The organism is Bacillus sp. FJAT-49736, from assembly GCF_018343615.1.
Taxonomy (GTDB): domain Bacteria; phylum Bacillota; class Bacilli; order Bacillales; family Bacillaceae_C; genus Margalitia.
The window spans coordinates 1,721,768-1,743,769 of sequence record NZ_JAGYPI010000001.1 but is presented as its reverse complement, the minus strand read 5'-3'; the positions used below and the strand labels follow the sequence as shown (position 1 = coordinate 1,743,769).

General features: G+C 36.4%; 25 protein-coding genes and 1 pseudogene. 24 read left to right on the top strand and 2 right to left on the bottom strand.

The window, feature by feature from the left end; all coding sequences use genetic code 11:
* The first annotated feature begins 258 nt into the window (after nucleotides 1–258).
* The 4 genes and pseudogenes from KHA87_RS09105 (at nucleotide 259) to KHA87_RS09090 (ending at nucleotide 5,137) form a co-directional block, all read left to right on the top strand.
* The gene (locus KHA87_RS09105) at nucleotides 259–2,817 is read left to right on the top strand and encodes a vitamin B12-dependent ribonucleotide reductase (RefSeq protein ID WP_213093750.1); all 2,559 of its coding nucleotides are present in this window, start codon (nucleotides 259–261) and stop codon (nucleotides 2,815–2,817) included.
* Nucleotides 2,818–3,243: 426 nt separating this feature from the next.
* Nucleotides 3,244–3,768, top strand: a complete 525-nt coding sequence (locus KHA87_RS09100) for an RNA polymerase sigma factor (protein WP_213093749.1) — start codon at nucleotides 3,244–3,246, stop codon at nucleotides 3,766–3,768.
* Between the two features lie 13 nt (nucleotides 3,769–3,781).
* Nucleotides 3,782–3,940 (top strand): annotated as a pseudogene (locus KHA87_RS09095) (ClpX C4-type zinc finger protein); the annotation flags it as partial.
* 312 nt (nucleotides 3,941–4,252) lie between these two features.
* A complete protein-coding gene (locus KHA87_RS09090) occupies nucleotides 4,253–5,137 on the top strand; it encodes a patatin-like phospholipase family protein (protein ID WP_213093748.1) in 885 nt (294 codons plus the stop codon).
* A gap of 22 nt (nucleotides 5,138–5,159) precedes the next feature.
* On the opposite strand, the gene KHA87_RS09085 is transcribed toward KHA87_RS09090, so the two are convergent.
* Nucleotides 5,160–5,513: an SA1362 family protein gene (locus KHA87_RS09085; protein ID WP_213093747.1), complete on the bottom strand. Its 354-nt coding sequence runs from the start codon at nucleotides 5,511–5,513 to the stop codon at nucleotides 5,160–5,162.
* A 110-nt stretch (nucleotides 5,514–5,623) separates the two neighbouring features.
* Nucleotides 5,624–6,574: a DUF1385 domain-containing protein gene (locus tag KHA87_RS09080; protein WP_213093746.1), complete on the bottom strand. Its 951-nt coding sequence runs from the start codon at nucleotides 6,572–6,574 to the stop codon at nucleotides 5,624–5,626.
* A 221-nt stretch (nucleotides 6,575–6,795) separates the two neighbouring features.
* On the opposite strand from KHA87_RS09080, the gene KHA87_RS09075 reads away from it, so the two are divergent.
* The 20 genes from KHA87_RS09075 (at nucleotide 6,796) to KHA87_RS08980 (ending at nucleotide 21,920) form a co-directional block, all read left to right on the top strand.
* Nucleotides 6,796–7,302 carry a YqhR family membrane protein gene (locus tag KHA87_RS09075; protein WP_213093745.1) on the top strand — a complete coding sequence of 169 codons (507 nt, stop codon included), beginning with the start codon at nucleotides 6,796–6,798 and terminating at the stop codon, nucleotides 7,300–7,302.
* 85 nt (nucleotides 7,303–7,387) lie between these two features.
* On the top strand, nucleotides 7,388–7,834 hold the full coding sequence (gene aroQ, locus KHA87_RS09070; protein ID WP_213093744.1) for a type II 3-dehydroquinate dehydratase: 447 nt from the start codon (nucleotides 7,388–7,390) through the stop codon (nucleotides 7,832–7,834).
* Between the two features lies 1 nt (nucleotide 7,835).
* Nucleotides 7,836–8,897, top strand: coding sequence for a M24 family metallopeptidase (locus tag KHA87_RS09065; protein ID WP_213093743.1), 1,062 nt, complete (start codon nucleotides 7,836–7,838; stop codon nucleotides 8,895–8,897).
* Between the two features lie 63 nt (nucleotides 8,898–8,960).
* A complete protein-coding gene (gene efp / locus KHA87_RS09060) occupies nucleotides 8,961–9,518 on the top strand; it encodes an elongation factor P (RefSeq protein ID WP_213093742.1) in 558 nt (185 codons plus the stop codon).
* Between the two features lie 228 nt (nucleotides 9,519–9,746).
* Complete coding sequence (gene spoIIIAA, locus KHA87_RS09055) at nucleotides 9,747–10,673, top strand: stage III sporulation protein AA (RefSeq protein ID WP_213093741.1); 927 nt, start codon at nucleotides 9,747–9,749, stop codon at nucleotides 10,671–10,673.
* Nucleotides 10,670–11,185 (top strand): stage III sporulation protein SpoIIIAB, encoded by a 516-nt coding sequence (gene spoIIIAB / locus KHA87_RS09050; RefSeq protein WP_213093740.1) that lies wholly within the window; start codon nucleotides 10,670–10,672, stop codon nucleotides 11,183–11,185. Before spoIIIAA ends, spoIIIAB begins: the two co-directional genes overlap by 4 nt.
* Before the next feature lie 19 nt (nucleotides 11,186–11,204).
* Nucleotides 11,205–11,408, top strand: coding sequence for a stage III sporulation protein AC (gene spoIIIAC / locus KHA87_RS09045; protein WP_101353406.1), 204 nt, complete (start codon nucleotides 11,205–11,207; stop codon nucleotides 11,406–11,408).
* Between the two features lie 214 nt (nucleotides 11,409–11,622).
* Nucleotides 11,623–12,006, top strand: coding sequence for a stage III sporulation protein AD (gene spoIIIAD, locus KHA87_RS09040; RefSeq protein WP_213094294.1), 384 nt, complete (start codon nucleotides 11,623–11,625; stop codon nucleotides 12,004–12,006).
* 37 nt (nucleotides 12,007–12,043) lie between these two features.
* On the top strand, nucleotides 12,044–13,231 hold the full coding sequence (gene spoIIIAE, locus KHA87_RS09035) for a stage III sporulation protein AE (protein WP_249310239.1): 1,188 nt from the start codon (nucleotides 12,044–12,046) through the stop codon (nucleotides 13,229–13,231).
* A gap of 75 nt (nucleotides 13,232–13,306) precedes the next feature.
* Nucleotides 13,307–13,933, top strand: a complete 627-nt coding sequence (spoIIIAF, locus tag KHA87_RS09030) for a stage III sporulation protein AF (RefSeq protein WP_213093739.1) — start codon at nucleotides 13,307–13,309, stop codon at nucleotides 13,931–13,933.
* A complete protein-coding gene (spoIIIAG, locus tag KHA87_RS09025) occupies nucleotides 13,923–14,579 on the top strand; it encodes a stage III sporulation protein AG (protein WP_213093738.1) in 657 nt (218 codons plus the stop codon). The genes spoIIIAF and spoIIIAG overlap by 11 nt, the downstream gene beginning before the upstream one ends.
* A gap of 12 nt (nucleotides 14,580–14,591) precedes the next feature.
* Nucleotides 14,592–15,128 (top strand): SpoIIIAH-like family protein, encoded by a 537-nt coding sequence (locus KHA87_RS09020; protein ID WP_213093737.1) that lies wholly within the window; start codon nucleotides 14,592–14,594, stop codon nucleotides 15,126–15,128.
* Nucleotides 15,129–15,398: 270 nt separating this feature from the next.
* Entirely contained in the window at nucleotides 15,399–15,905 is a 507-nt protein-coding gene (gene accB, locus KHA87_RS09015; RefSeq protein ID WP_213093736.1) for an acetyl-CoA carboxylase biotin carboxyl carrier protein, read from the top strand.
* A 13-nt stretch (nucleotides 15,906–15,918) separates the two neighbouring features.
* The gene (gene accC, locus KHA87_RS09010) at nucleotides 15,919–17,268 is read left to right on the top strand and encodes an acetyl-CoA carboxylase biotin carboxylase subunit (protein WP_213093735.1); all 1,350 of its coding nucleotides are present in this window, start codon (nucleotides 15,919–15,921) and stop codon (nucleotides 17,266–17,268) included.
* A gap of 21 nt (nucleotides 17,269–17,289) precedes the next feature.
* The gene (locus KHA87_RS09005; RefSeq protein ID WP_481748342.1) at nucleotides 17,290–17,703 is read left to right on the top strand and encodes an Asp23/Gls24 family envelope stress response protein; all 414 of its coding nucleotides are present in this window, start codon (nucleotides 17,290–17,292) and stop codon (nucleotides 17,701–17,703) included.
* A gap of 171 nt (nucleotides 17,704–17,874) precedes the next feature.
* On the top strand, nucleotides 17,875–18,267 hold the full coding sequence (gene nusB / locus KHA87_RS09000) for a transcription antitermination factor NusB (RefSeq protein WP_213094292.1): 393 nt from the start codon (nucleotides 17,875–17,877) through the stop codon (nucleotides 18,265–18,267).
* A 57-nt stretch (nucleotides 18,268–18,324) separates the two neighbouring features.
* Nucleotides 18,325–19,191 carry a bifunctional methylenetetrahydrofolate dehydrogenase/methenyltetrahydrofolate cyclohydrolase FolD gene (gene folD / locus KHA87_RS08995; protein ID WP_213093733.1) on the top strand — a complete coding sequence of 289 codons (867 nt, stop codon included), beginning with the start codon at nucleotides 18,325–18,327 and terminating at the stop codon, nucleotides 19,189–19,191.
* A gap of 264 nt (nucleotides 19,192–19,455) precedes the next feature.
* A complete protein-coding gene (gene xseA, locus KHA87_RS08990) occupies nucleotides 19,456–20,811 on the top strand; it encodes an exodeoxyribonuclease VII large subunit (RefSeq protein ID WP_213093732.1) in 1,356 nt (451 codons plus the stop codon).
* Nucleotides 20,804–21,031, top strand: coding sequence for an exodeoxyribonuclease VII small subunit (xseB, locus tag KHA87_RS08985; protein ID WP_213093731.1), 228 nt, complete (start codon nucleotides 20,804–20,806; stop codon nucleotides 21,029–21,031). Before xseA ends, xseB begins: the two co-directional genes overlap by 8 nt.
* A gap of 28 nt (nucleotides 21,032–21,059) precedes the next feature.
* Nucleotides 21,060–21,920, top strand: a complete 861-nt coding sequence (locus tag KHA87_RS08980) for a polyprenyl synthetase family protein (RefSeq protein WP_213094291.1) — start codon at nucleotides 21,060–21,062, stop codon at nucleotides 21,918–21,920.
* The last annotated feature ends 82 nt before the right edge of the window (nucleotides 21,921–22,002 follow it).

The window sequence follows — 22,002 nt, the reverse complement described above, 5'->3', positions numbered from 1 at the left end:
TTGAATTTATTTGTTTTTAAGCATTTTTTCTATTGAATCTTATATTTTCTCTTCCAATCTCTTAAATTTGCCTTTTTCAATATTTGACAAAAACGGACAAAAGTCATCTCTATACCTATATGTTGTATTTATTGCAGTTTTTCAAATACTATATGTTGATTTTAGCTTAGGATATATGATACCTTATTAAGAGTAAAACATCTTAGAATTTTGCTTAATAGATTATGAATTTGATAGATGAATGAAGGAGTTGTCAAAATGTCTGTTGCGTTTACTACCAAAATGAATATTGAAAAGGAGCGATTGAACAAGGATATCAGTCTTTTTCCTCAAGTATATCCAATTACTTCTGATATGCACATCACCCATAAAGGGGTATCCCGCCTTGTAATGATTGACCGCTATGCTTTCAAGGATACAGAAAAAATTACTCTTACCACTGGTGATTTTGTTGTTTTAACCATCAAAGAGGATCCAAAGTTCCCAGCAAGAGGCCTAGGCTTCATACAAGATATTGATTGGGAAAAAAATGTTGCGACGATTCTGATCGATGAAGAGTTTCGAAGTGCACTGGATGATCAGAATGAAGTAGAAACTGGATTAATTGTTCGCTCCATTGATGTAATAGAAAAACCACTTGAAGTATTTTATGAGCAAATTGCGAAACGCAACGCAACAGGATTAGCAGCTGTTGAAAATACAGAAGAAAAGCGTCAAGAATGGTTTGAGAAATTCTATCAAGAATTAGTGAACTTGAATTTTGTTCCGGCTGGCAGGGTATTATACGGTGCCGGCGCTGATACAGATGTAACTTATTTTAATTGCTATGTAATGCCATTTGTAGCAGATTCCCGCGAAGGTATTTCAGATCACCGCAAACAAGTAATGGAAATTATGAGCCGCGGGGGTGGCGTTGGAACAAACGGTTCCACTCTAAGACCACGAAATACATTAGCAAAAGGGGTAAATGGAAAATCATCCGGCTCTGTTTCATGGTTAGATGATATCGCTAAGCTTACTCATCTTGTTGAACAAGGTGGATCAAGACGTGGCGCCCAAATGATTATGCTATCTTCATGGCATCCGGATATTGTAGAATTTATTATTTCCAAAATGCAAAATCCTCGTATATTAAGATTTTTGCTTGAAACTACGCAGGATGAAACAATCAAAAAACATGCAAAAGAAAAGCTGAAATTTACACCACTGACAGAACAAGAAAAAGCGATGTATCAAGGAATTTTAAATTATAAATCCATTCCTGGCCTTGGTGGTTTTAGCGAAGGGATTTTAAAAGATGCCCAGGAAAAATTAACTACAGGCGGTACCTATACTGTTCATAATCCTGAGTTCTTAACAGGAGCTAATATTTCTGTTTGTTTAACAAAGGATTTCATGGACGCAGTAGAACAGGATGCTGATTACGAGCTTCGTTTCCCAGATGTGGAGAATTATAGCCCGGAAGAAATGAAGATTTATAACGAAGAATGGCATAAAGTCGGCGATGTTCGCGAATGGGAAAAGCTTGGAAATAAGGTTAGAACATACCGCAAAATGAAAGCAAAAGAACTGTGGAATCTGATAAATATTTGTGCAACATACTCAGCAGAACCGGGAATTTTCTTTATTGATAATGCAAATGACATGACCAATGCAAAGGCATATGGACAAAAAGTCGTTGCAACGAATCCATGTGGTGAACAACCCCTCGCTCCATTCAGTGTCTGTAACTTAGCAGCGGTGAATTTAGCACAAATGGCTGATAAAGAAAATAAGACCGTTAATTTTGAGAAATTAAAACAAACCGTCGAAATTGGCGTTAGAATGCAGGATAACGTTATTAATGCAACACCTTATTTTCTGGAAGAAAATAAAAAGCAAGCACTTGGGGAACGCCGGGTAGGACTTGGTGTTATGGGTCTTGCCGATCTATTAATCTACTGTGAAAAAGAATATGGCTCTAAAGAGGGAAATGTTCTTGTAGATAAAGTATTCGAAACCATTGCCACTACTGCTTATCGTGCATCTATAGAGCTTGCGAAAGAAAAAGGAAGCTTTCCGTTCCTCACAGGAGAAACAGAGGAAGAAACAAATCGTTTGCGCAAAGCATTTATTGAAACTGGCTATATGAGCAAAATGCCTGAAGATATAAGACAATCCATTCTGGTGAACGGAATTCGCAATTCACATCTTTTAACTGTTGCTCCTACAGGTTCAACAGGAACAATGATTGGATGCTCAACAGGCTTAGAGCCATATTTCTCCTTCACTTACTATCGCAGCGGACGTCTCGGTAAATTTATTGAAGTAAAAGCAGAGATTGTTCAAGAGTATCTTAATAAACATCCGGAAGCAGATCCAAATCAACTTCCAGGCTGGTTCACAACTGCGATGGAGCTTGCACCAGAAGCACATGCAGACGTGCAATGTGTTATCCAAAGATGGATTGATAGCTCTATTTCGAAAACAGTCAATGCACCACGCGGTTATTCAGTAGAACAGGTGCAAAAGGTGTATGAGCGCTTATATAAAGGCGGTGCAAAAGGTGGTACCGTTTATGTAGATGGAAGTCGTGATTCACAGGTATTAACCTTAAAAGCAGAAGAAAACCAAATAGATGAAGATATTCATTCACATCAACAGGAAAAACCAGCTGTTGTATTAGTGGATACTATTCAAGATTTGCGGTCCACAAGTGTTACAATTGGATCCGAAATTGGAAATACGTGTCCAGTATGCCGCAAAGGTACGGTAAAGGAAATTGGCGGCTGCAATACATGTGACAACTGCAATACACAATTAAAATGTGGCTTATGATCGCTAGTAAGTAGTTAAGCAGTAGCTTTACAATAGAGTTTGATTTTTACAATAAAGTTCGATAAAAAATAACCTCTTTGGTATTCTTTACTAAAGAGGTTATTTTTTGTCTTTTAAATATTTTCAACCTCTCAATGAAAAGTTATGTGGAAAAATTGCCACAGACTAACAAATTACTTAATGAAATTACAGAAACAGTCCAAGAGTTTCAAATTCGACATTGTTGCATAGTAATAGATCAAATGTTGGAAGAAGATAATTGCGTGAGATTTGAGAAATTGAGGGAATCTTGTGCAATAGAAACCTAGAATTTCAAAAAAATAAAACCATATTTGGAAGAATACATCAGTAAAATGCAGAAAAATATATGTAACCGCACCAACACTTTACCCTCTATAAACAACATAATAGTTAGGAGGTGAAAATGTGAGTGACGGCTCAGATCAAAACAACATCTCAGTATACGATGCGGATACTTTTTTAGCATATTTACCTCACCTCTATCGATTTGTTGCCAAATTAGTGTCGAGAAAGGAGGATGTAGAGGACATTTTGCAGGAGACGATGCTTGTGGCCATGACCGGGTATGCCAGCTTAAAGGATAAGGACAAAATTGGAGGTTGGCTACGAACAATAGCTTACAATTTATCCATGCAGTTGCTTCGTAGGCGATATAAGGAAGTTGAGATGTATCCAAGACTGTGGAGCGCAGATAATTTTAATGAAGCGGATGCTGCTGTTAATCGAATCGCTATTCGGCAGGCAATGCATACACTTAGTCCAAACGATAGAAATATGTTGGAGATGTATATAGTACATGGATACACATCTTCGGAGATTGCTGAGTTCAGAGGGTTGGCCGCATCAACGATACGGTGGAAGATTCGTGAAATGCTCCATTCATTGCAGGATATCATAAGTGAGGAGGAGGAGAGAGCACATGAAAAATGACATGGAAAATGAAATGACAAATGATAAAGCACCAGAAGACAGCACCAAACTTAGCCTTCATTGTTCGTTTTGTGGGAAACCTGCTAATGAGGTTCCCAAACTCATTGCAGGTCCCGGTGTATATATCTGCAAGGGATGTGTCGAAAAATGTAATGAGATTCTTGCTGCAGAAGAGAATCGCTAAAAATGTGTGCTTTTCTTGAAGAGCGGATCCCTGAAAATGATCAATCTTTTTTATAAAAGTTGTGCAATATTTCGCAAAAAAAAATAACCCGTTTTGATCAATCTTTATTTCAAAACGGGTTCTTTTAACTTAAAGTGAAATGTGGATTTGTGTGGGATTCTTGATCAAACTTTATTTTAAAGCTACATAAGCATTCATGCTTAGCTCCTTTTTCTTATTTTATTATTTTTGATATAGTTCTAATTTGACATTCCCATTCTTAAAAATATATAAATACTTCAATCTGAAGGGGATGTATATATGGACATTGATGGTGTCTTTTCTGGGGGTGGGATAAAAGGGTTGGCATTAATTGGCGCTTTCGAGGAATTAGAGGCAAAAGGATTCACGTTTAAGCGAATTGCTGGTACCAGTGCTGGTTCCATTATTGCCGCTCTAGTCGCAGCAGGTTATAAAAGCTCAGAATTAAAAAGTCTCGCTAATGACATAGACCTGTCCGGGTTTCTTGATACTAGGAAAACATGGCTTCCCATCCCATTTGCAAAATGGTTATTTTTATATTGGCGCTTAGGATTGTATCGCGGCAGGGTATTTGAAGATTGGCTATCTAAAATGTTAGCTGCTAAGGGAGTTTATACTTTTGCAGATTTGCCAAAGGAAAGACTGAGGGTTGTAGCTTCCGATTTAACAAATGGGAAACTACTTGTTTTACCGGATAATTTAGTGGACCTTGGTGTTCCAATTGACAGCTTCCCGGTTGCTAGGGCAATCAGAATGAGCTGCAGTATTCCTTATTTTTTTGAGCCGGTCAAGCTTAAATCGTTGGATGGTACGAACATTATCGTGGATGGTGCGGTATTAAGCAACTTCCCTATGTGGCTTTTTGTAGGAGAAGGGGTAAAAAAAGCGCGCCCAGTTATTGGAATTTCCTTAAGTTCGAAACGGATGAATCACCGCAAAGCAACCATTAAGAATGGCTTCCAATTATTTGGTGCCTTATTTGATACAATGAAGGATGCGCATGACACAAGATATATATCAAGACAAATAGAAAAAGACATTATATTTATTCCAACAGATGATTTCACCTCTACTGAGTTTACATTAACGACCGAAAAAAAAGACGCCCTTATTGAGTTAGGACGTTTTCGTACAAAGGAATTTCTGAAAAAATGGACATATTGAAACTAGTTAACATCAATTTTTATCAAAAAATGGCTCGATTTTTTTTCTTTCCTTTTTTACCTTCAATGACTGTAAGCTGAACATCTGATTTCTTCCGGATCGGCTTATTCCGAACTTGTACAGTTGATTTTCCTAATGTTTGACGCTTTTTGAGACGTCGTTTTGATCTACGTGCAGCTTTTATAAAATTCCGTTGTTCCTTAACATTTGATTTTTTGCCGCTCCACATACGATAGATAAACGATACAGCTAATATAAGAAGACCGGCAAAAATGATTTGCTTCATAAGGGAAGCTGGATTTGTAAATATTAATGCACCAAAGCCAATGACTGCCAGGAGAAAGATCACACCGACTATACTGTTTCTTACATGCAAAAAAGCCACCTCCATAAGAGCATCATAAGCATTGTTTCCTCAAAATCATCCTTTTATACCAATTTATTCACATATTTGGTATTGCTTCAGGATTCAATACAATTCGCTTATTACATGGACATTTCAGGTGCTTCCACGGAAATGTCTTTTTCCTTTTTTTCCACTTGTAGCAATTCTTTAAACGAAGCAATTGCTACTTCCACTTGATCATCAGCCGGTTCTTTTGTAGTAAGTAACTGAAGCCATAGTCCAGGATAGCCAAGATAGCGAAGTACTGGTATATTCCGTAATTTATTCGTAAATTGTAATACTTCAAATGAGATCCCTAATACAACAGGTATAAGTGCAATCCTATCAACGATTCTAAGCCACAGAGGAGTTGTAGGAACAAATAAGTATATAATGACTCCAATCACAACTGTAAATAAAATAAAGCTGCTTCCGCATCTGTAATGCAATCGTGATTGTGATTGAACATTTTCCACTGTTAGCTCCAAATTATTTTCAAAGGCATTGATAACCTTGTGCTCAGCTCCATGATATTGAAAAACTCGCTTAATAAGAGGAGTCAATGATACAAAATAAATATAGCAAAGCAATAGAATTAGCTTAAATAAACCTTCCAGCAGTACTTGACCAATATCATTGGATATTATCGGTTTAAATAATGCTGCAAGAAAAACGGGAACGAGAGTAAAAACGAATTTTCCAAAAATGAAGGATAGAACACCGAGAGTTGCAATTCCTAAAACCATCGTTGTCTTAGATACTCTTTCTTCCTTTATTTTTTCATCATCCTCTGGGTCCACTTCGTATCTTTCGCTAGAAAAATTCAAATGCTGGGAACCGTTCGCACTAGCTTCCAATATAGCAATAATGCCTCTTAAAAAGGGAATCTTTTTTAACGCCTGTAAGGCAGGTCTCTCTTTACGAGGGAGATAAAAATATTCAATAGATGAATCCTTTCTTCTGACTGCTGTAACTGTTTGGTTTTTTCCTCCAAACATAACACCTTCTATTACCGCCTGCCCTCCATAGACATTCGCCTTTTTATTATCCATTTTTTTCACCAACCTATTTATCTGAATGAGTACCGTGTGCATTACGATAGTCCTCTATTCTATATGAAAGTTATTGCAGAATTGATTCATATAAAAGAAGATATATTCATTTTACTAAAAAAAATGTAATACGACTAGCTGAATAAGATATGGATATTCTACTAATAAAGACTTTGGTTTTTATTAGACCATTGCTTTCATTTATTTTTGGAGGTGGCATAATGGAAACACAGCACGAACAAACATGGTTGAGTGAACCTGGATCTTTTGTGAAGATGGTTGTTATTACAGGATTTATTGGTGGGGTGTTTTGGAGTGCTATAGCCTACTTCTCCTACTATTTAAATTTTATTAAAATTGAGCCAAACATTATTTTGGAGCCTTTTACAGTCGGGACATGGAGAGAAAGTTGGATTGGAATTATTATTTCCATTTTTGCATATGGAATTGTTTCCATGGGCGCTGCATTTCTCTATTATGGAGTATTGAAAAAATTAAGGACAATGTGGGTAGGGGCGACTTACGGTGTTGTATTATTCTTAATTGTATTTTTTATTTTAAATCCCATTTTCCCGAGTATGAAGCCGTTTTTTAAAATAGACTTTAATACCATCATTACATGTGTCTGTTTATATATACTTTACGGGGTATTCATTGGTTACTCTATTTCTTATGAGCAAAATGAAAGAACTCATTTTCGTGATAAAAATAAAGAAGTAAAAAGTTAATTGAATTTTTACGCTAGTGTATGTTTTGTTGTTTATGATAGAATGATTATGCTGTATATTCTTGCTTTAAAAGGTGCAAAAAAAAATGAAAAAAATACTTGTTTTAAACGGACCAAATTTAAATTTGCTTGGAAAAAGGGAACCAGATATTTATGGAAGCAATACACTAGAATATTTAGTGGAACATTTAAAAAAATTGGCTCCATCCTATGATGCGGTTGTGAATGCGTTTCAGTCCAACCATGAAGGTGAATTGATCGACTATATTCATAAGGCAGACGAGGAAAACTATACCGGGATTATCTTAAATCCAGGAGCATTTACTCATTACAGTTACGCAATTCGTGATGCTATTGCTTCCATTAATGTACCTGTAATTGAAGTTCATATTTCCAATGTCCATGCGCGGGAAGCGTTTAGAAGGGATTCCATTACGGCACCAGTTACGGTGGGCCAAATAGTGGGATTAGGTTTTTTCGGCTATGAATTAGCCTTAAAAGCTCTAACAGAATACATAAAAAGGGGAGAATAATATGGTAAAGCTTGAAAAATTACGAGAGGCTTTTCATTCATCAGGAATAGATGGGATTTTGATTACCAGCCCTTATAATCGAAGATATATCTCCAATTTTACCGGATCATCTGGTGCAGTTTTAATTGCTGGAGATGCTGCCCTATTTATTACTGATTTTCGCTACGTAGAGCAAGCATCGAAGCAGGCAGAAGGCTTTAAAATCGTTCAGCATAAAGGAATCATACATGAAGAAATTGCTGAGCAGGTAAAAAATCTTGGCATAAAAAATTTGGGTTTTGAACAGGATTATGTAACCTATTCAGAGTTTCAAACATATCAGAAATTCATTAAAGCTGAACTAATACCTGTTACGAACCTTATTGAAAATTTACGCTTGATAAAGACGGAATCAGAGATTAAGATATTAAAGGAAGCTGCCGACATTGCTGATGCAGCATTCAAGCACATTATAGATTATATTAAACCTGGATTGACGGAGCTAGACGTTTCGAATGAGCTTGAGTTTTTTATGAGAAAATGTGGAGCAACTTCATCTTCATTCAATACTATAGTCGCATCTGGAACACGATCTGCACTACCACATGGTGTAGCAAGTGAAAAGGTTATCGAAAAAGGTGACTTTGTAACCTTGGATTATGGTGCGCTTTATAAAGGCTATATTTCTGATATTACCCGAACGGTGGCAGTTGGTGAACCATCTGAGAAGCTAAAAGAAATTTACAATGTTGTATTAGAGGCACAATTGCTTGCAGTAGAAAAAATCAAACCTGGTATGACAGGTATTGAAGCGGATGCAATTGCTCGTGATTATATATCTAGTCATGGCTACGGAGAAAGTTTCGGACATTCCTTAGGACATGGCATTGGACTTGAAGTACACGAGGGACCAAGTCTATCTGTTCGCTCTGATATTGTACTAAAACCAGGAATGGTAGTTACAATAGAGCCTGGAATTTATATTCCTGGATTAGGCGGCGTGAGAATCGAAGATGATACATTAATTACGGAAGACTCAAACGAAACCCTTACACATTCCACAAAGGATTTAATTATTCTGTAGATTGGAAACACACAAATGATATATCATCTTAGATGTGTCTTTAAAATGAGGAGGAAATAAAGCATGATTTCTGTAAATGATTTTCGTACAGGTTTAACCATTGAGGTAGATGGCGGTATTTGGCGCGTAATTGATTTCCAACACGTTAAACCGGGGAAGGGAGCAGCGTTTGTACGTTCTAAGCTGCGTAACTTAAGAACTGGTGCTATTCAAGAAAAGACATTCCGTGCTGGTGAAAAGGTGGAAAAGGCCCAAATCGATAACCGCAGAATGCAATACTTATATGCCAATGGCGATTCCCATGTATTCATGGATAATGAATCATACGAGCAAATTGAGTTAAGCTCAAGCGCTATAGAATATGAATTAAAGTTCTTAAAAGAAAATATGGAAGTAAATATTATGATGTTCCAAACAGAAACACTTGGAGTGGAGCTTCCAAATACAGTTGAGTTGACAGTAACAGAAACAGAACCAGGTATTAAAGGGGACACTGCTTCCGGCGGTTCTAAGCCTGCAACGGTTGAAACCGGTTTAGTAGTTCATGTTCCTTTCTTTGTAAATGAAGGGGATAAGCTAATAATTAATACAACTGATGGTTCTTACGTATCAAGAGCCTAATTTCTTGAAAAAGAAATCGAAAACTATTTCGGTTTCTTTTTTTTTTGCTTCTTTAGACTCTTTTTCCGAAGCATTATTGTTTTTGTAAATGAAAGTCATAAAGCTACACATTTATTTTCACTTAGGTAAAGTAGTAATCGATACAAAACAGCATTTTCAAAGTCATAATTTCAATAGTTTAGAATACATTTAGTATCGGGAGGCCTGTACAAAAGGAGGAATCAGCTTGTGGAAACAATTTTTAACTTATTGCCAAAAAACATTTCAGAAAAAATACAAGAATTACCGACTCCCATCATAAATACCATGGAAGAAATTCGTATCCGTGTTAGCAGACCTGTCGAAGTCATTTCTAATAATGAATCGTTTTTTCTATCATATATAGTGATTGAAGCGGATGCAGAGCAATTTATTAATAGAATTGCCAATTATTCCTTTTATACATTAGATGAAGAACTTAAAAAGGGTTATATCACTATAAACGGCGGGCATCGAGTTGGAATTGCAGGCAAAGTCATACTGGAGAATGGTTTAGTCAAAGCCATTAGACATATTGCCTCCTTTAATATAAGGATTGCCAAAGAAAAGATAGGCGTGGCGGAACCTTTTATTCCTTATATCCACCATAATAAATGGCAGCATACAATGATTATTGGTCCTCCGCAAACTGGAAAGACTACCTATTTGCGTGACATTGCCAGAATCATTTCAAGTGGTGTAAAGGACAAGCATATTCCCGCAATGAAGGTTGGGATCGTGGATGAAAGGTCTGAAATAGCAGGATGCGTAAGAGGTGTTCCTCAATTACGTTTTGGACCTAGGGTAGACATTTTAGATGCCTGCCCCAAAGCGGAAGGGATGATGATGCTAATTCGCTCCATGAGCCCCGATGTGCTGATTGTTGATGAAATTGGTAGAGAAGAGGATAGCATTGCTATTCTAGAAGCAATTAATGCAGGGATTACCCTTATTATGACGACACATGGAAATTCCTATGAGGATATTCAAAAACGGCCAATATTAAAAGAAATATTGCAGATGCACACTTTTGAGAGATTTATTGAATTATCGCGATCACATGGTCCTGGAACGGTTCGGAAAATTAGGGATGGCTTTGGAAATGAAATAAAGTTTAAAGCTGGTGTGTCAAAATGATAAAAATCTTTGGTGCTCTATTTATTATATTAGCAACTACTTGGGGCGGCTTTGAGATATCAAGGCATTTAAGTGAACGTCCAAAACAATTACGATGGTTCAAATCAGCACTTCAATCGCTTGAAGCGGAAATTATGTATGGTCATACTCCACTCCATGAAGCAGCAAGAAAATTATCGCCACAATTTCCGAAACCACTTTCCATTTTTTTTTCTTCCTTTGCCGAGAAGCTTCTTAACAATCTCACAACCGTGAAAAATGCTTGGGAATCAAGCCTACAAGAGATTTGGAAAATGACATCACTAAAGCAAAACGAGTACGAAATTTTGAAACAATTTGGTGAAAATTTAGGAAAGCATGACCGCCTTACAGAGCAGAAGAATATACATCTAACCATTACCCATTTGGAAAGAGAAGAAAAAGATGCTTACGATAGGCAAAAGCGGTATGAAAAAATGGTGAAGAGCATGGGTTTTTTAACAGGTCTATTAATTGTCATTTTATTGATGTAGTGGAAATGGAGGAGAAAAAGTGGGGATTGATGTTGATATCATCTTTAAAATAGCCGGTGTTGGAATCGTCGTTGCGTTTTTGCATACTATTTTGGATCAGGTTGGGAAAAAGGAGTATGCCCAATGGGTAACCCTATTTGGCTTTATATATATTTTGTTTATGGTAGCTTCTATCGTAAGTGATCTATTTGGAAAAATAAAATCTGTTTTTCTATTTCAATAAAGGCTCTTTTCTGAAACTTTGTTGTTTTCTATAAGAATTCTCGGTAATAACCTTAATTGGGTAAAAATGAATAAATTTGATAAGAAAAGATGCCTCGAAACCTATTTAAATTAGTACTTTATAGCATATGACGAAGAGTAACACTTAACGTGAAAACAGCTACGATAATCGATAGGATTATGAATTTAAAAGGGAGGGCTTAAGAATTGAAATAATACAAATAGTCGGCATATCCCTCATTACCACCTTTTTGGCTTTAATTATTAAGGAGCAAAAACCAAATTTTGCATTTCTATTAGTATTATTTGTCGGTAGTGCCATCTTTCTGTTTTTGGTAGACCAGCTGAGAGAAATCATTCATATGGTGCAAAGGATAGCTACAAATGCAAATGTAAGTACGCTCTATGTTGAAACTATCTTGAAAATAATAGGAGTGGCATATATTGCTGAATTTGCTTCTCATATATCTAAGGATGCCGGACAAGGGGCAATGGCTGCAAAAGTCGAATTAGCTGGGAAAATCATTATTTTAGCGATGGCTATCCCAATATTAAGTGTACTAATTGAAACGGTCATTCATTTAATTCCTAATGGTTAACTGGGACAGTGTATATAAAAAAGAGGTGAAAAGAAAATTGCGGCAATGGATGCAGTTATTAATAATAGTATTTCTATTCTTTATTGGACAAAGCACCGCAATAGCAGCCACAGATAAAAATGATGGAGACACTTTGCAGGATGAGCTCGTTAACAAACAAATGAATGATTTAGGCATAGAGGAATTAACTGGATATTGGCAAAAAATTGTGGATGAATACGGAGGATTTTTACCTGATAGTCAAAAGGGAAGCCTTATTGATTTTATAAAAGGGGATAAAAATTTCTCCTTAAATCAATGGTTTACAGGCATTCTGAAATTTTTATTTCAAGAAATAATAATGAATGGAAAATTACTAGGGTCTTTAATAATATTAACGATTTTTAGTTTATTTCTTCAATCCTTGCATAATGCATTTGAACAAGGAACAATCAGCAAGGTAGCATACTCGATTGTTTTTATGGTGTTGATCATTATTGCTCTTAATAGCTTTCACGTCGCTATAAGCTATACAAAAGATGCTATTAGTACGATGATCAATTTTATTATAGCGTTAATGCCGTTGCTACTTGCATTAATTTCAACCTCGGGAGGTATAACATCCGCTGCGTTTTTCCACCCTGTGATTATTTTCCTCATGAATACAAGTGGCATACTCGTACAATATGTTGTTTTGCCTCTTATTTTATTGTCTACATTGTTAAGCATCGTCAGTACACTTTCAGAGCATTATAAAGCAACGCAATTAGCACAACTTTTAAGGAATTGCGGAATTGGCTTACTTGGAATATTTATGACCATATTTCTTGGTGTTATTTCTGTACAGGGCACAGCTTCAGCAGTGGCAGATGGAATTTCGATTAGGACTGCAAAATTTGTTACTGGAAATTTTATTCCTGTAATAGGAAGAATGTTTACCGATGCTGCTGACACTGTCATCAGTGCATCGGTATTGCTGAAAAATACTTTAGGTATTGCGGGAGTTGTTATCGTATTAATAATCGCAGCATTTCCTGCAATTAAAATATTAGCACTAGCCTTTATGTTTAAATTTACGGCCGCAATTCTACAGCCTGTTGGTAATGGTCCAGTTATATCTTGTCTAGATACAATCAGCAAAAATATGATTTATGTCTTTGCAGCATTGGCAATTGTAGCAATTATGTTCTTTTTGAGTCTCACGATCATTATCACAGCTGGGAATATTACGATGATGATGCGTTAAAAATATTTATTTCTTTTAGTTTTTTTAATCAGTTTATTCAATCTAATAGACGAAGAAAGGATTGGAGGGAACTCCATGAGCTTTATCACAGAATGGGTCATGAATATTATTGTATTTATCCTTTTAGCAATGATCTTGGACATGCTTTTGCCCAGCTCAACAATGAAAAAATATACAAAATTGGTTACTGGATTATTATTAATTGCTATTATCTTGACCCCTATTTTAAAACTATTTTCGCAAGATTTTGATAGTATTATGGACCAGGTTTCCGCTACATCCATTGTGAATAAAAATCAAGTAGAAAATTCAATAGAAATGAAAAAAAAAGAAATACAAGCCTCCCAAGATGCATATAAATTAAAACAAGTGGCTGTCCAAATGAAAAAAGATGTGAATAAGGAGTTGATAGACCGTTTTGGAAAAAGCATCGATGGCGATATTGAACTGAAGATAAAAGAACATGAACAAGCATCTGTAGACAATATTGACAAGATTATTCTTTATTTAAAAAATGCAAAGGATGATCAGTCAGTTGCAGCAATAGAACCTATTGAAATTGATACACAAAAACCAGTTGAAAATCAAAATTCCGTAGAAACAGAGAGTATTACAGCATTTTTAATCAAGAAGTGGAACCTAACGAACCAATCGATAGAGCTACATTTTGAAAGGGGGAACGGACAGCTAAATGAGCGATAAGAAAGGGCCCTTCGACTGGCTAAAGGAAAAGCTATTTGCATCGCAAGAAAATCAAAGTAGCGGAAAAAAGAACAAGCTTCAGTACTTTTTAATTCTGCTTCTCTTTGGTATAGCCATCATGCTGATTAGTAATATTTGGAGCAAAAACCAAAACGATAATTCCACACCTGTCTTTAATCAGCCGAATGATCAAAAGGATGTAGCAACATTCGGATCTGGTTCATCCAATAAACAGGCAAAATCGATGAAGGATTATGAAAGGCAGTATGAGAGTGTGTTGAAGGATGCGCTGGAGCAAATAGATGGTGTTGGAAAGGTAAAGGTAGTAGTAAATGTTGGTTCATCGGAAAGTAAGGTATATGAGAAAAACACTACTTCTCAAAATCAAACAACAACCGAAACCGACCGTAATGGCGGAGAACGAAAGGTAGATGACCTTTCTCAGGACGAAAAGCTAGTAATTATTAGAAATGGAGAAAATGAGACTCCCATTGTTACAGAAACGAAGAAACCTAATATAGTTGGTGTTCTCGTTATTGCAGAGGGGGCAAACAATATGACCATACAAAGATGGGTAAAAGAAGCAGTAGCAAGAACTTTTAATGTGCCTGATTATAAAGTAACGGTTTTGCCGAAAAAAAATTAAGGGGGAAATAAAATGTTACTTAAAAAACAAACTGTTTGGTTATTAACAATGCTAAGTCTAGTAGTGGTTCTATCAGTCTATTATGTTACTTCAGATCCAAAAACAAATAATGATTTTGCAATGGTCGATAAAAACGGGAAAGCTAACACAAATTCAACATCTAAAAACGAAGGGAAAGTAAATATTTCTACACAAGCTGCAGGGGATGAAGCATTTGAAGCAATGCGTATGTCAAGAGATGATGAAAGAAGCAAAATACAGCAGCAATTAACAGACAGATTAGCTACTACAAATATTTCCATTGATGAAAAAAACAAAATCTATGACGAAATGCAAAAGCTAAATGATACAGCACAACAAGAACAAGTTTTAGAAACTTTAATTAAGTCTCATGGCTACAAGGATGCGTTAGTTCAGTCGGACGGTACAAACATTAATATTACGGTGAAATCTAAGGAACAAAGCACAGCCGCGGCTAATGAAATTATCCGACTAGTGGAGCAACAAATCGGAAACTCACCGCAGGTTGCAGTTGAATTCCAAAAGTAATCTAGAATTCCTAAAACGTATAAACTTTACTTCAAAAGGGAGCGAAAGATGTTCCCTTTTTTGTAATTTACATAGTAATATATATTTACTCTTTTTCTCAATGGTTGAATTTTAAAGCAAAGTTATCGTATGATATTAGTAGTTAGTCCTAAACTAATTTTTACCCTGCTGTTTATCTATCATACGTTATTTTAAATATGGTAAAGGCTACATTGTAAGCTGCGCGGGAACAATAAGGATCATGCACATTAAATTTAGAAGAGGTGTAATATGTTTAAAATTCAAGAAATACGCGAAATTATTAAACTTGTTGACCAATCAAGCATTGACGAATTTGAATTTGAAAGCGAAGGTTCTACTTTAAAAATGAAAAAAAATTCTGGAGTTGCTGTAGTTGAGTCACAGGTTATTACACAACCAGTACAGCAGCCAGTAGTTCAAAGTGTACCGCAAGTTGCAGCAGCAGCTCCGATTGAAAATGCTATCACTAATCGGATAGAAAGCAAAGTGGAAGCGGCGCCTGTTCAGGATACTAACCTACATAAAATTGTTTCTCCAATGGTAGGAACTTTCTATCAATCACCGTCACCAGATAAAGATGCATATGTAAAAGTAGGCTCACAAGTAAAAAGTGATTCTATCGTATGTATTGTAGAAGCTATGAAACTGTTCAATGAAATTGAAGCAGAAGTAGATGGAGAAATTGTGGAAGTTCTTGCTAAAGATGGACAGCTAGTAGAATATGGACAACCACTATTTTTGGTAAAGACGAAGTAAGGAGCGATCACCAGTGATAAAAAAAATCCTAATAGCTAATCGTGGAGAGATTGCAGTCCGAATTATTCGTGCATGCCGTGACTTAGGAATAGAGGCTGTGTCCGTTTATTCTGAAGCAGATAAAGAAGCTCTTCATGTTCAACTGGCTGACGAGGCATATTGTATAGGACCGAAGGCATCGAAAGACAGCTATTTAAATTTTACCAACATTATTAGCGTAGCAAAATTAAGCGGGTGTGATGCAATTCATCCAGGTTATGGATTCCTTGCTGAAAATGCAGACTTTGCCGAGCTTTGCCGAGCTTGCAATATTACATTCATCGGTCCTAGCCCTGAGGCAATTTCCAAGATGGGAACAAAAGATGTTGCCAGAGAAACAATGAAAGAAGCAGGTGTTCCGATTGTTCCGGGATCTCAAGGAATTATTGAGAGCATTGAGGAAGCAACAGAATTAGCGAACACAATTGGTTATCCTGTGATTATTAAAGCTACAGCCGGTGGTGGCGGAAAAGGAATTCGTGTTGCCAAAACGGAAGACGAGCTAATCAAAGGTATTAATATAACTCAACAGGAAGCGGCAACTGCTTTCGGAAATCCAGGAGTATATATTGAAAAGTATATTGAGGATTTCCGTCATGTTGAGATTCAAATAATGGCTGACAATCATGGAAATGTTATTCACTTAGGTGAAAGGGATTGTTCTATCCAAAGACGTTTGCAAAAATTGTTAGAAGAAACTCCTTCTCCAGCACTTAATGCTGAAATTCGCGAGAAAATGGGAGAAGCAGCTGTAAAAGCAGCTAAAGCGGTTGATTATTCTGGAGCAGGTACTGTAGAATTTATTTATGATTACCACAATCAAAAGTTTTATTTTATGGAAATGAATACACGTATTCAAGTAGAACATCCGGTAACAGAACTTGTAACGGGAGTAGATTTAATTAAAGAAATGATTTTTGTTGCTTCGGGAAAACCTTTATCCTTGAAACAAGAGGATGTTACTTTTAACGGATGGGCTATTGAATGCCGTATTAACGCGGAGAACCCAGAGAAAAACTTTATGCCTTCTGCTGGGAAAATTAATATGTACTTACCACCTGGTGGTTTAGGTATTCGGGTGGACTCTGCTGCATATCCTGGATATACAATACCTCCTTATTATGATTCGATGATTGCAAAAGTAATCTCGTACGGATCGACAAGAGAGGAAGCAATAGCCCGTATGAAACGAGCATTGAGTGAATTTGCTATTGAAGGTGTTCAGACTACTATACCGTTTCATTTAAGGCTATTGGATCATGAAGTATTTGTTTCGGGAGACTTCAATACGAAGTTTTTAGAGAAATATGAAGTAATGAAATAATGCTCTATGGAGGTGTTGAACGTGGTAGAAACAAATCCAATGCTAGAGATGGAATCAGTGAATAATGATCTTGGCAAAGTAGAAATTGCTCCAGAGGTTATTGAAGTAATTGCTGGTATCGCTGCATCTGAGGTGGAAGGTGTTGCGCAAATGCGTGGAAATTTCGCTAGCGGTGTGGCAGAACGTCTAGGCAGAAAAAATCATGGTAAAGGTGTAAAAGTTGATTTATCAGATGAAGGCATTAAGGTTGACGTATACTGTATTATGGACTTTGGGGTATCTATCCCAACTGTTGCCGGGCAAATCCAGGATAATATTCGTCAATCATTAATAAATATGACAGCACTGGTTGCTGATGAAGTCAATATTCATATTGTAGGTATTCAATTCGAAAATCAAAAGCATGAAAGCGATTCTGATTTGGAGCTTTCTTAATCATCATAGCCAAAGGTACCTTACCTTTGGCTATTTAAATTTTACAAAAAATGCGTGATTACTCCTTTTTATGATATTATTTTTATGGTAATACGATGAATGGAACAAAATAATATAGAGGATAAAACCATTATTTATACATTATTTAATAAAAAGGAGTAATACATAATGATGAAAAGAAGAACTGCTCGAGAAAAAGCCCTTCAAGCATTATTTCAGATAGATATTAATGAAGCGGGGCCAGAGGAAGCGATAAAAAACATTTTGCATGGTGAAACGATGGACCCGTATCTAGCGGAGCTTGTGAATGGCACAAGTACACATTTAAAAGAAATAGATGAAAGAATATCCAAGCATCTTGAAAACTGGTCTGTTAATCGCTTGGCAAAGGTAGATTTAAATATATTACGGATCGCGGTATATGAATTATTGTATGTTCATGATGTTCCGTCCAATGTAGCGATTAATGAGGCGTTGGAAATATCGAAACGTTTTGGTGATGAGAAATCAAGTAAATTTATTAATGGGGTCCTTTCGAAAATAAAGGATGGCTTAAATCAATAATTTTTTCTTCTTTGATTCGACGCTAACGGAAAAAACCAAATAAGGGGATGGACCGAGATGTCAGCGAAAATCATTGATGGTAAACAAATTGCCGCTTCTATCCGGAAAGAAATAAAGGCTGAGGTAGATACTTTATTGAAAAAAGGAGTTATTCCTGGCCTTGCGGTAATATTAGTTGGAAATAATCCTGCTTCAAGAACCTACGTAACGAATAAACAAATAAGCTGTCAAAAATTAGGCATGAAATCAGTGCTCATCGAATTAAGCGATACAATCACAGAGAAGGAATTACTAGATAAAATAGAGGAATTGAATCAAGATTCTTCGATTCATGGCATTCTTGTTCAATTGCCTTTACCAAAACAGATAAATGATAAGAAGGTAATTGAAACCATTATTCCGGAAAAGGATGTAGATGGTTTCCATCCAATTAATATAGGCAAAATGATGACGGGTCAGGATACCTTTTTGCCATGTACACCTTTTGGAATTATGGAAATGTTAAGATATGAGAGTATTCCCATTGAGGGCAAACATGTTGTAGTAATAGGAAGAAGCAATATCGTTGGAAAACCTTCGGGGCAATTATTTTTAAATGAAAATGCTACGGTCACCTATTGTCATTCCAAAACAAAAAATCTTTCTTTCTTTACAAAGCAGGCAGATATTCTCGTTGCTGCAATTGGCAAGGCAAAATTTGTAACTGCTGATATGGTTAAGGATAACGCTATAGTTATTGACGTTGGAATGAATAAAGATGAAAATGGAAAGCTGTGTGGGGATGTTGATTTCGAACAGGTAAAGTCGAAAGTGTCATATATAACACCTGTACCGGGTGGTGTCGGACCGATGACCATTACCATGCTTCTTTACAACACGTTAAAATCTGCCAGTATGGATATTCAGCATCCTCAACTTTCCTGAATAGTAAATAATAGAAGGTTCTTTTCTGAAACATTATTGTTTTTGCAGACGAATTCTTAATAACAACCTAATTTTTGTAAGAAAACTTCTTAAGAAAAGATGCCCTAAAAATAAGTCTATAGTATGATTTATAACAATTTACGAAAATCCACAACTATATGAAAACAGCCAAATAAAAAGAATAAGCTGTCTTCCAAAAAAATGCAGGAAGCAGCTTTTCTTCATACATTTTAATGGTTTTGAAATAAAATAGAAGGTGTTAAAATGACAGCTCCAACATATTTAAGCGTACAAGCATTAACTAAATACATAAAGAGAAAATTTGATGCCGATCCTTATTTGAACGATATTTATGTGAAGGGTGAGATTTCTAATCTAAAGCTACATTCCAGCGGTCACCTTTACTTTACATTAAAGGATGCTAAAGCAAGAATATTATCGGTTATGTTTTCCTCGGCAGCGAAGAACCTGCGATTTGAACCAGAAAACGGATTGAATGTTTTAATTAGGGGATCTATTTCCGTTTACGAGGCAAGTGGCCAGTATCAAATTTATGTGAAGGACATGCAACCTGATGGTATCGGGGGATTATACCTGGCTTATGAACAGCTAAAAGAAAGACTCGAAAAGGAAGGTCTTTTTGCACCAGAAAGAAAGAGAAAAATTCCTCCCTATCCAAAAGTAATTGGGGTCATTACCTCCCCAACGGGTGCAGCAGTAAGAGATATTATTACGACCATTAAAAGAAGATATCCGATCGGTGCCATTCACCTTCATCCTGCACTGGTACAAGGGGAGAATGCGGCTAAATCCATTGTAAAGGCGATTCAAAAGGCGAATGATCAAAAGCTGGCCGATGTATTAATAGTCGGGCGTGGTGGGGGATCGATCGAAGAATTATGGGCATTTAATGAAGAAATAGTAGCCAGGGCCATTCACGCATCCGATATTCCCGTTATTTCAGCCGTTGGTCATGAAACAGATGTTACTATTGCAGATTTTGTAGCTGACCTCAGAGCACCTACACCAACGGGTGCTGCCGAGATGGCTGTTCCTCATATCGAGGATTTGATGGAGCGATTATTAAATAGGAAAACTCGCTTAATTAGAGGGATTTCAGATATATATCGCCAAGAAAAGAAACGTCTTGATTATATTAAAAAATCCTATATTTTTAAAAATCCCCACTTGCTTTATCAACAAAAAATGGAACATATTGATCGCTTAACAGAAAGACTTAATAGAGAAACAAAAGTTTTATCTGAACGTGCTGGATCCGAGTTACAATTTTTGCGACAACGTCTATATCGAAATCGACCATCCGAACAATTAAAGCGCGAAAAAGAAGTATATAAGCGTCTTACAATAGGACTTCAAAAAAATCTTAAGATGATTATTAATAATAAACAAAAAGACTTCTCTCAAATTGTGAGTACTTTACAAGCGCTAAGCCCTTTAAAGATAATGGAAAGAGGATATAGTGTTACTTATACGGAAGAGAGAACCGTTTTAAAAAGCATTGAACAAGCAGATAAAGGGGATTCGGTAATAGTAAGAGTGTCAGATGGTACTCTAAATTGTACCGTTCAAGGGATAGAGAGGAGTATAGACCATGAGTGAGAATAAAATAACATTTGAAGAAGCGATGGAAAAGTTAGAAGTGATTGTTCAAAGGTTGGAGGAAGGAGATGTTCCTTTAGAGGAAGCATTGAATTATTATAAACAAGGAATGGAGCTCTCCAAGCTTTGTCATGATAAGTTGAAAAATGTGGAGGAACAATTAGCCAAAGTGATAACGGAAGATGGGGAAGAGGAGTTTGTGATTAAGGAGGAAGAGTAAGGTGAGTACAACAGAATTAAGTGCGTTTATGAAGCAATATATTATTCAAATTGAAAAAGAACTGGCCCAATATATTGCTGTATTGAAAGCTCCCACCCTTATAAAGGAAGCAATGGATTATTCCTTACAAGCAGGAGGAAAGCGAATTCGTCCAATATTGCTGTTAGCCACCTTACATGCGTTAAACCAAGATATTAACAAAGGTCTCTCCGCAGCATGTGCAGTAGAAATGGTACATACCTATTCCTTAATTCATGATGATCTTCCTGCAATGGACAATGATGATTTACGTAGAGGAAAGCCGACTAATCATAAGGTTTACGGTGAAGCAATCGCGATTTTAGCTGGTGATGGATTGCTAACGTATAGCTTTCAGCTAATAGCAGAGGATGAACGCCTGACCTCCAATGAAAAATTAGAATTAATTACGATGCTTTCTCGTGCAGCAGGTTCTGAAGGAATGGTTGGAGGACAGGTAGCAGATATGCAGGGTGAAAATACCACCTTATCCATCGATCAGCTACAATATATTCATGCAAATAAAACCGGGAAGCTCATTACTTTTTCTGTTATGGCTGGAGCACTAATTGGAGGAGCTACTGAAAAACAGCAGGATTTGTTAAAGGAGTACTCTAAACATTTAGGGATTGCGTTTCAGATTAGAGACGATGTTTTAGATATAGAAGGGAATCAGGATATTATCGGTAAGCCTATTGGTAGTGATGTAACAAACCATAAAAGTACTTATCCGTCTCTTTTATCTTTAGATGGGGCGAAGGACCGATTGCAATATCATATTGAAGAAGCAAAAGGAATGCTGAAAAAGACAGGTTTGCGAGCAGAACTTCTTGCACAAATGACGGATTTGATTGCAATGAGAAATTACTAAAGAAGGATACGCTTACAGAAATTGAGTGAAAATGGTTGTTATGTTATAGTATACTTATTATGTATAAATCGTACATATATAA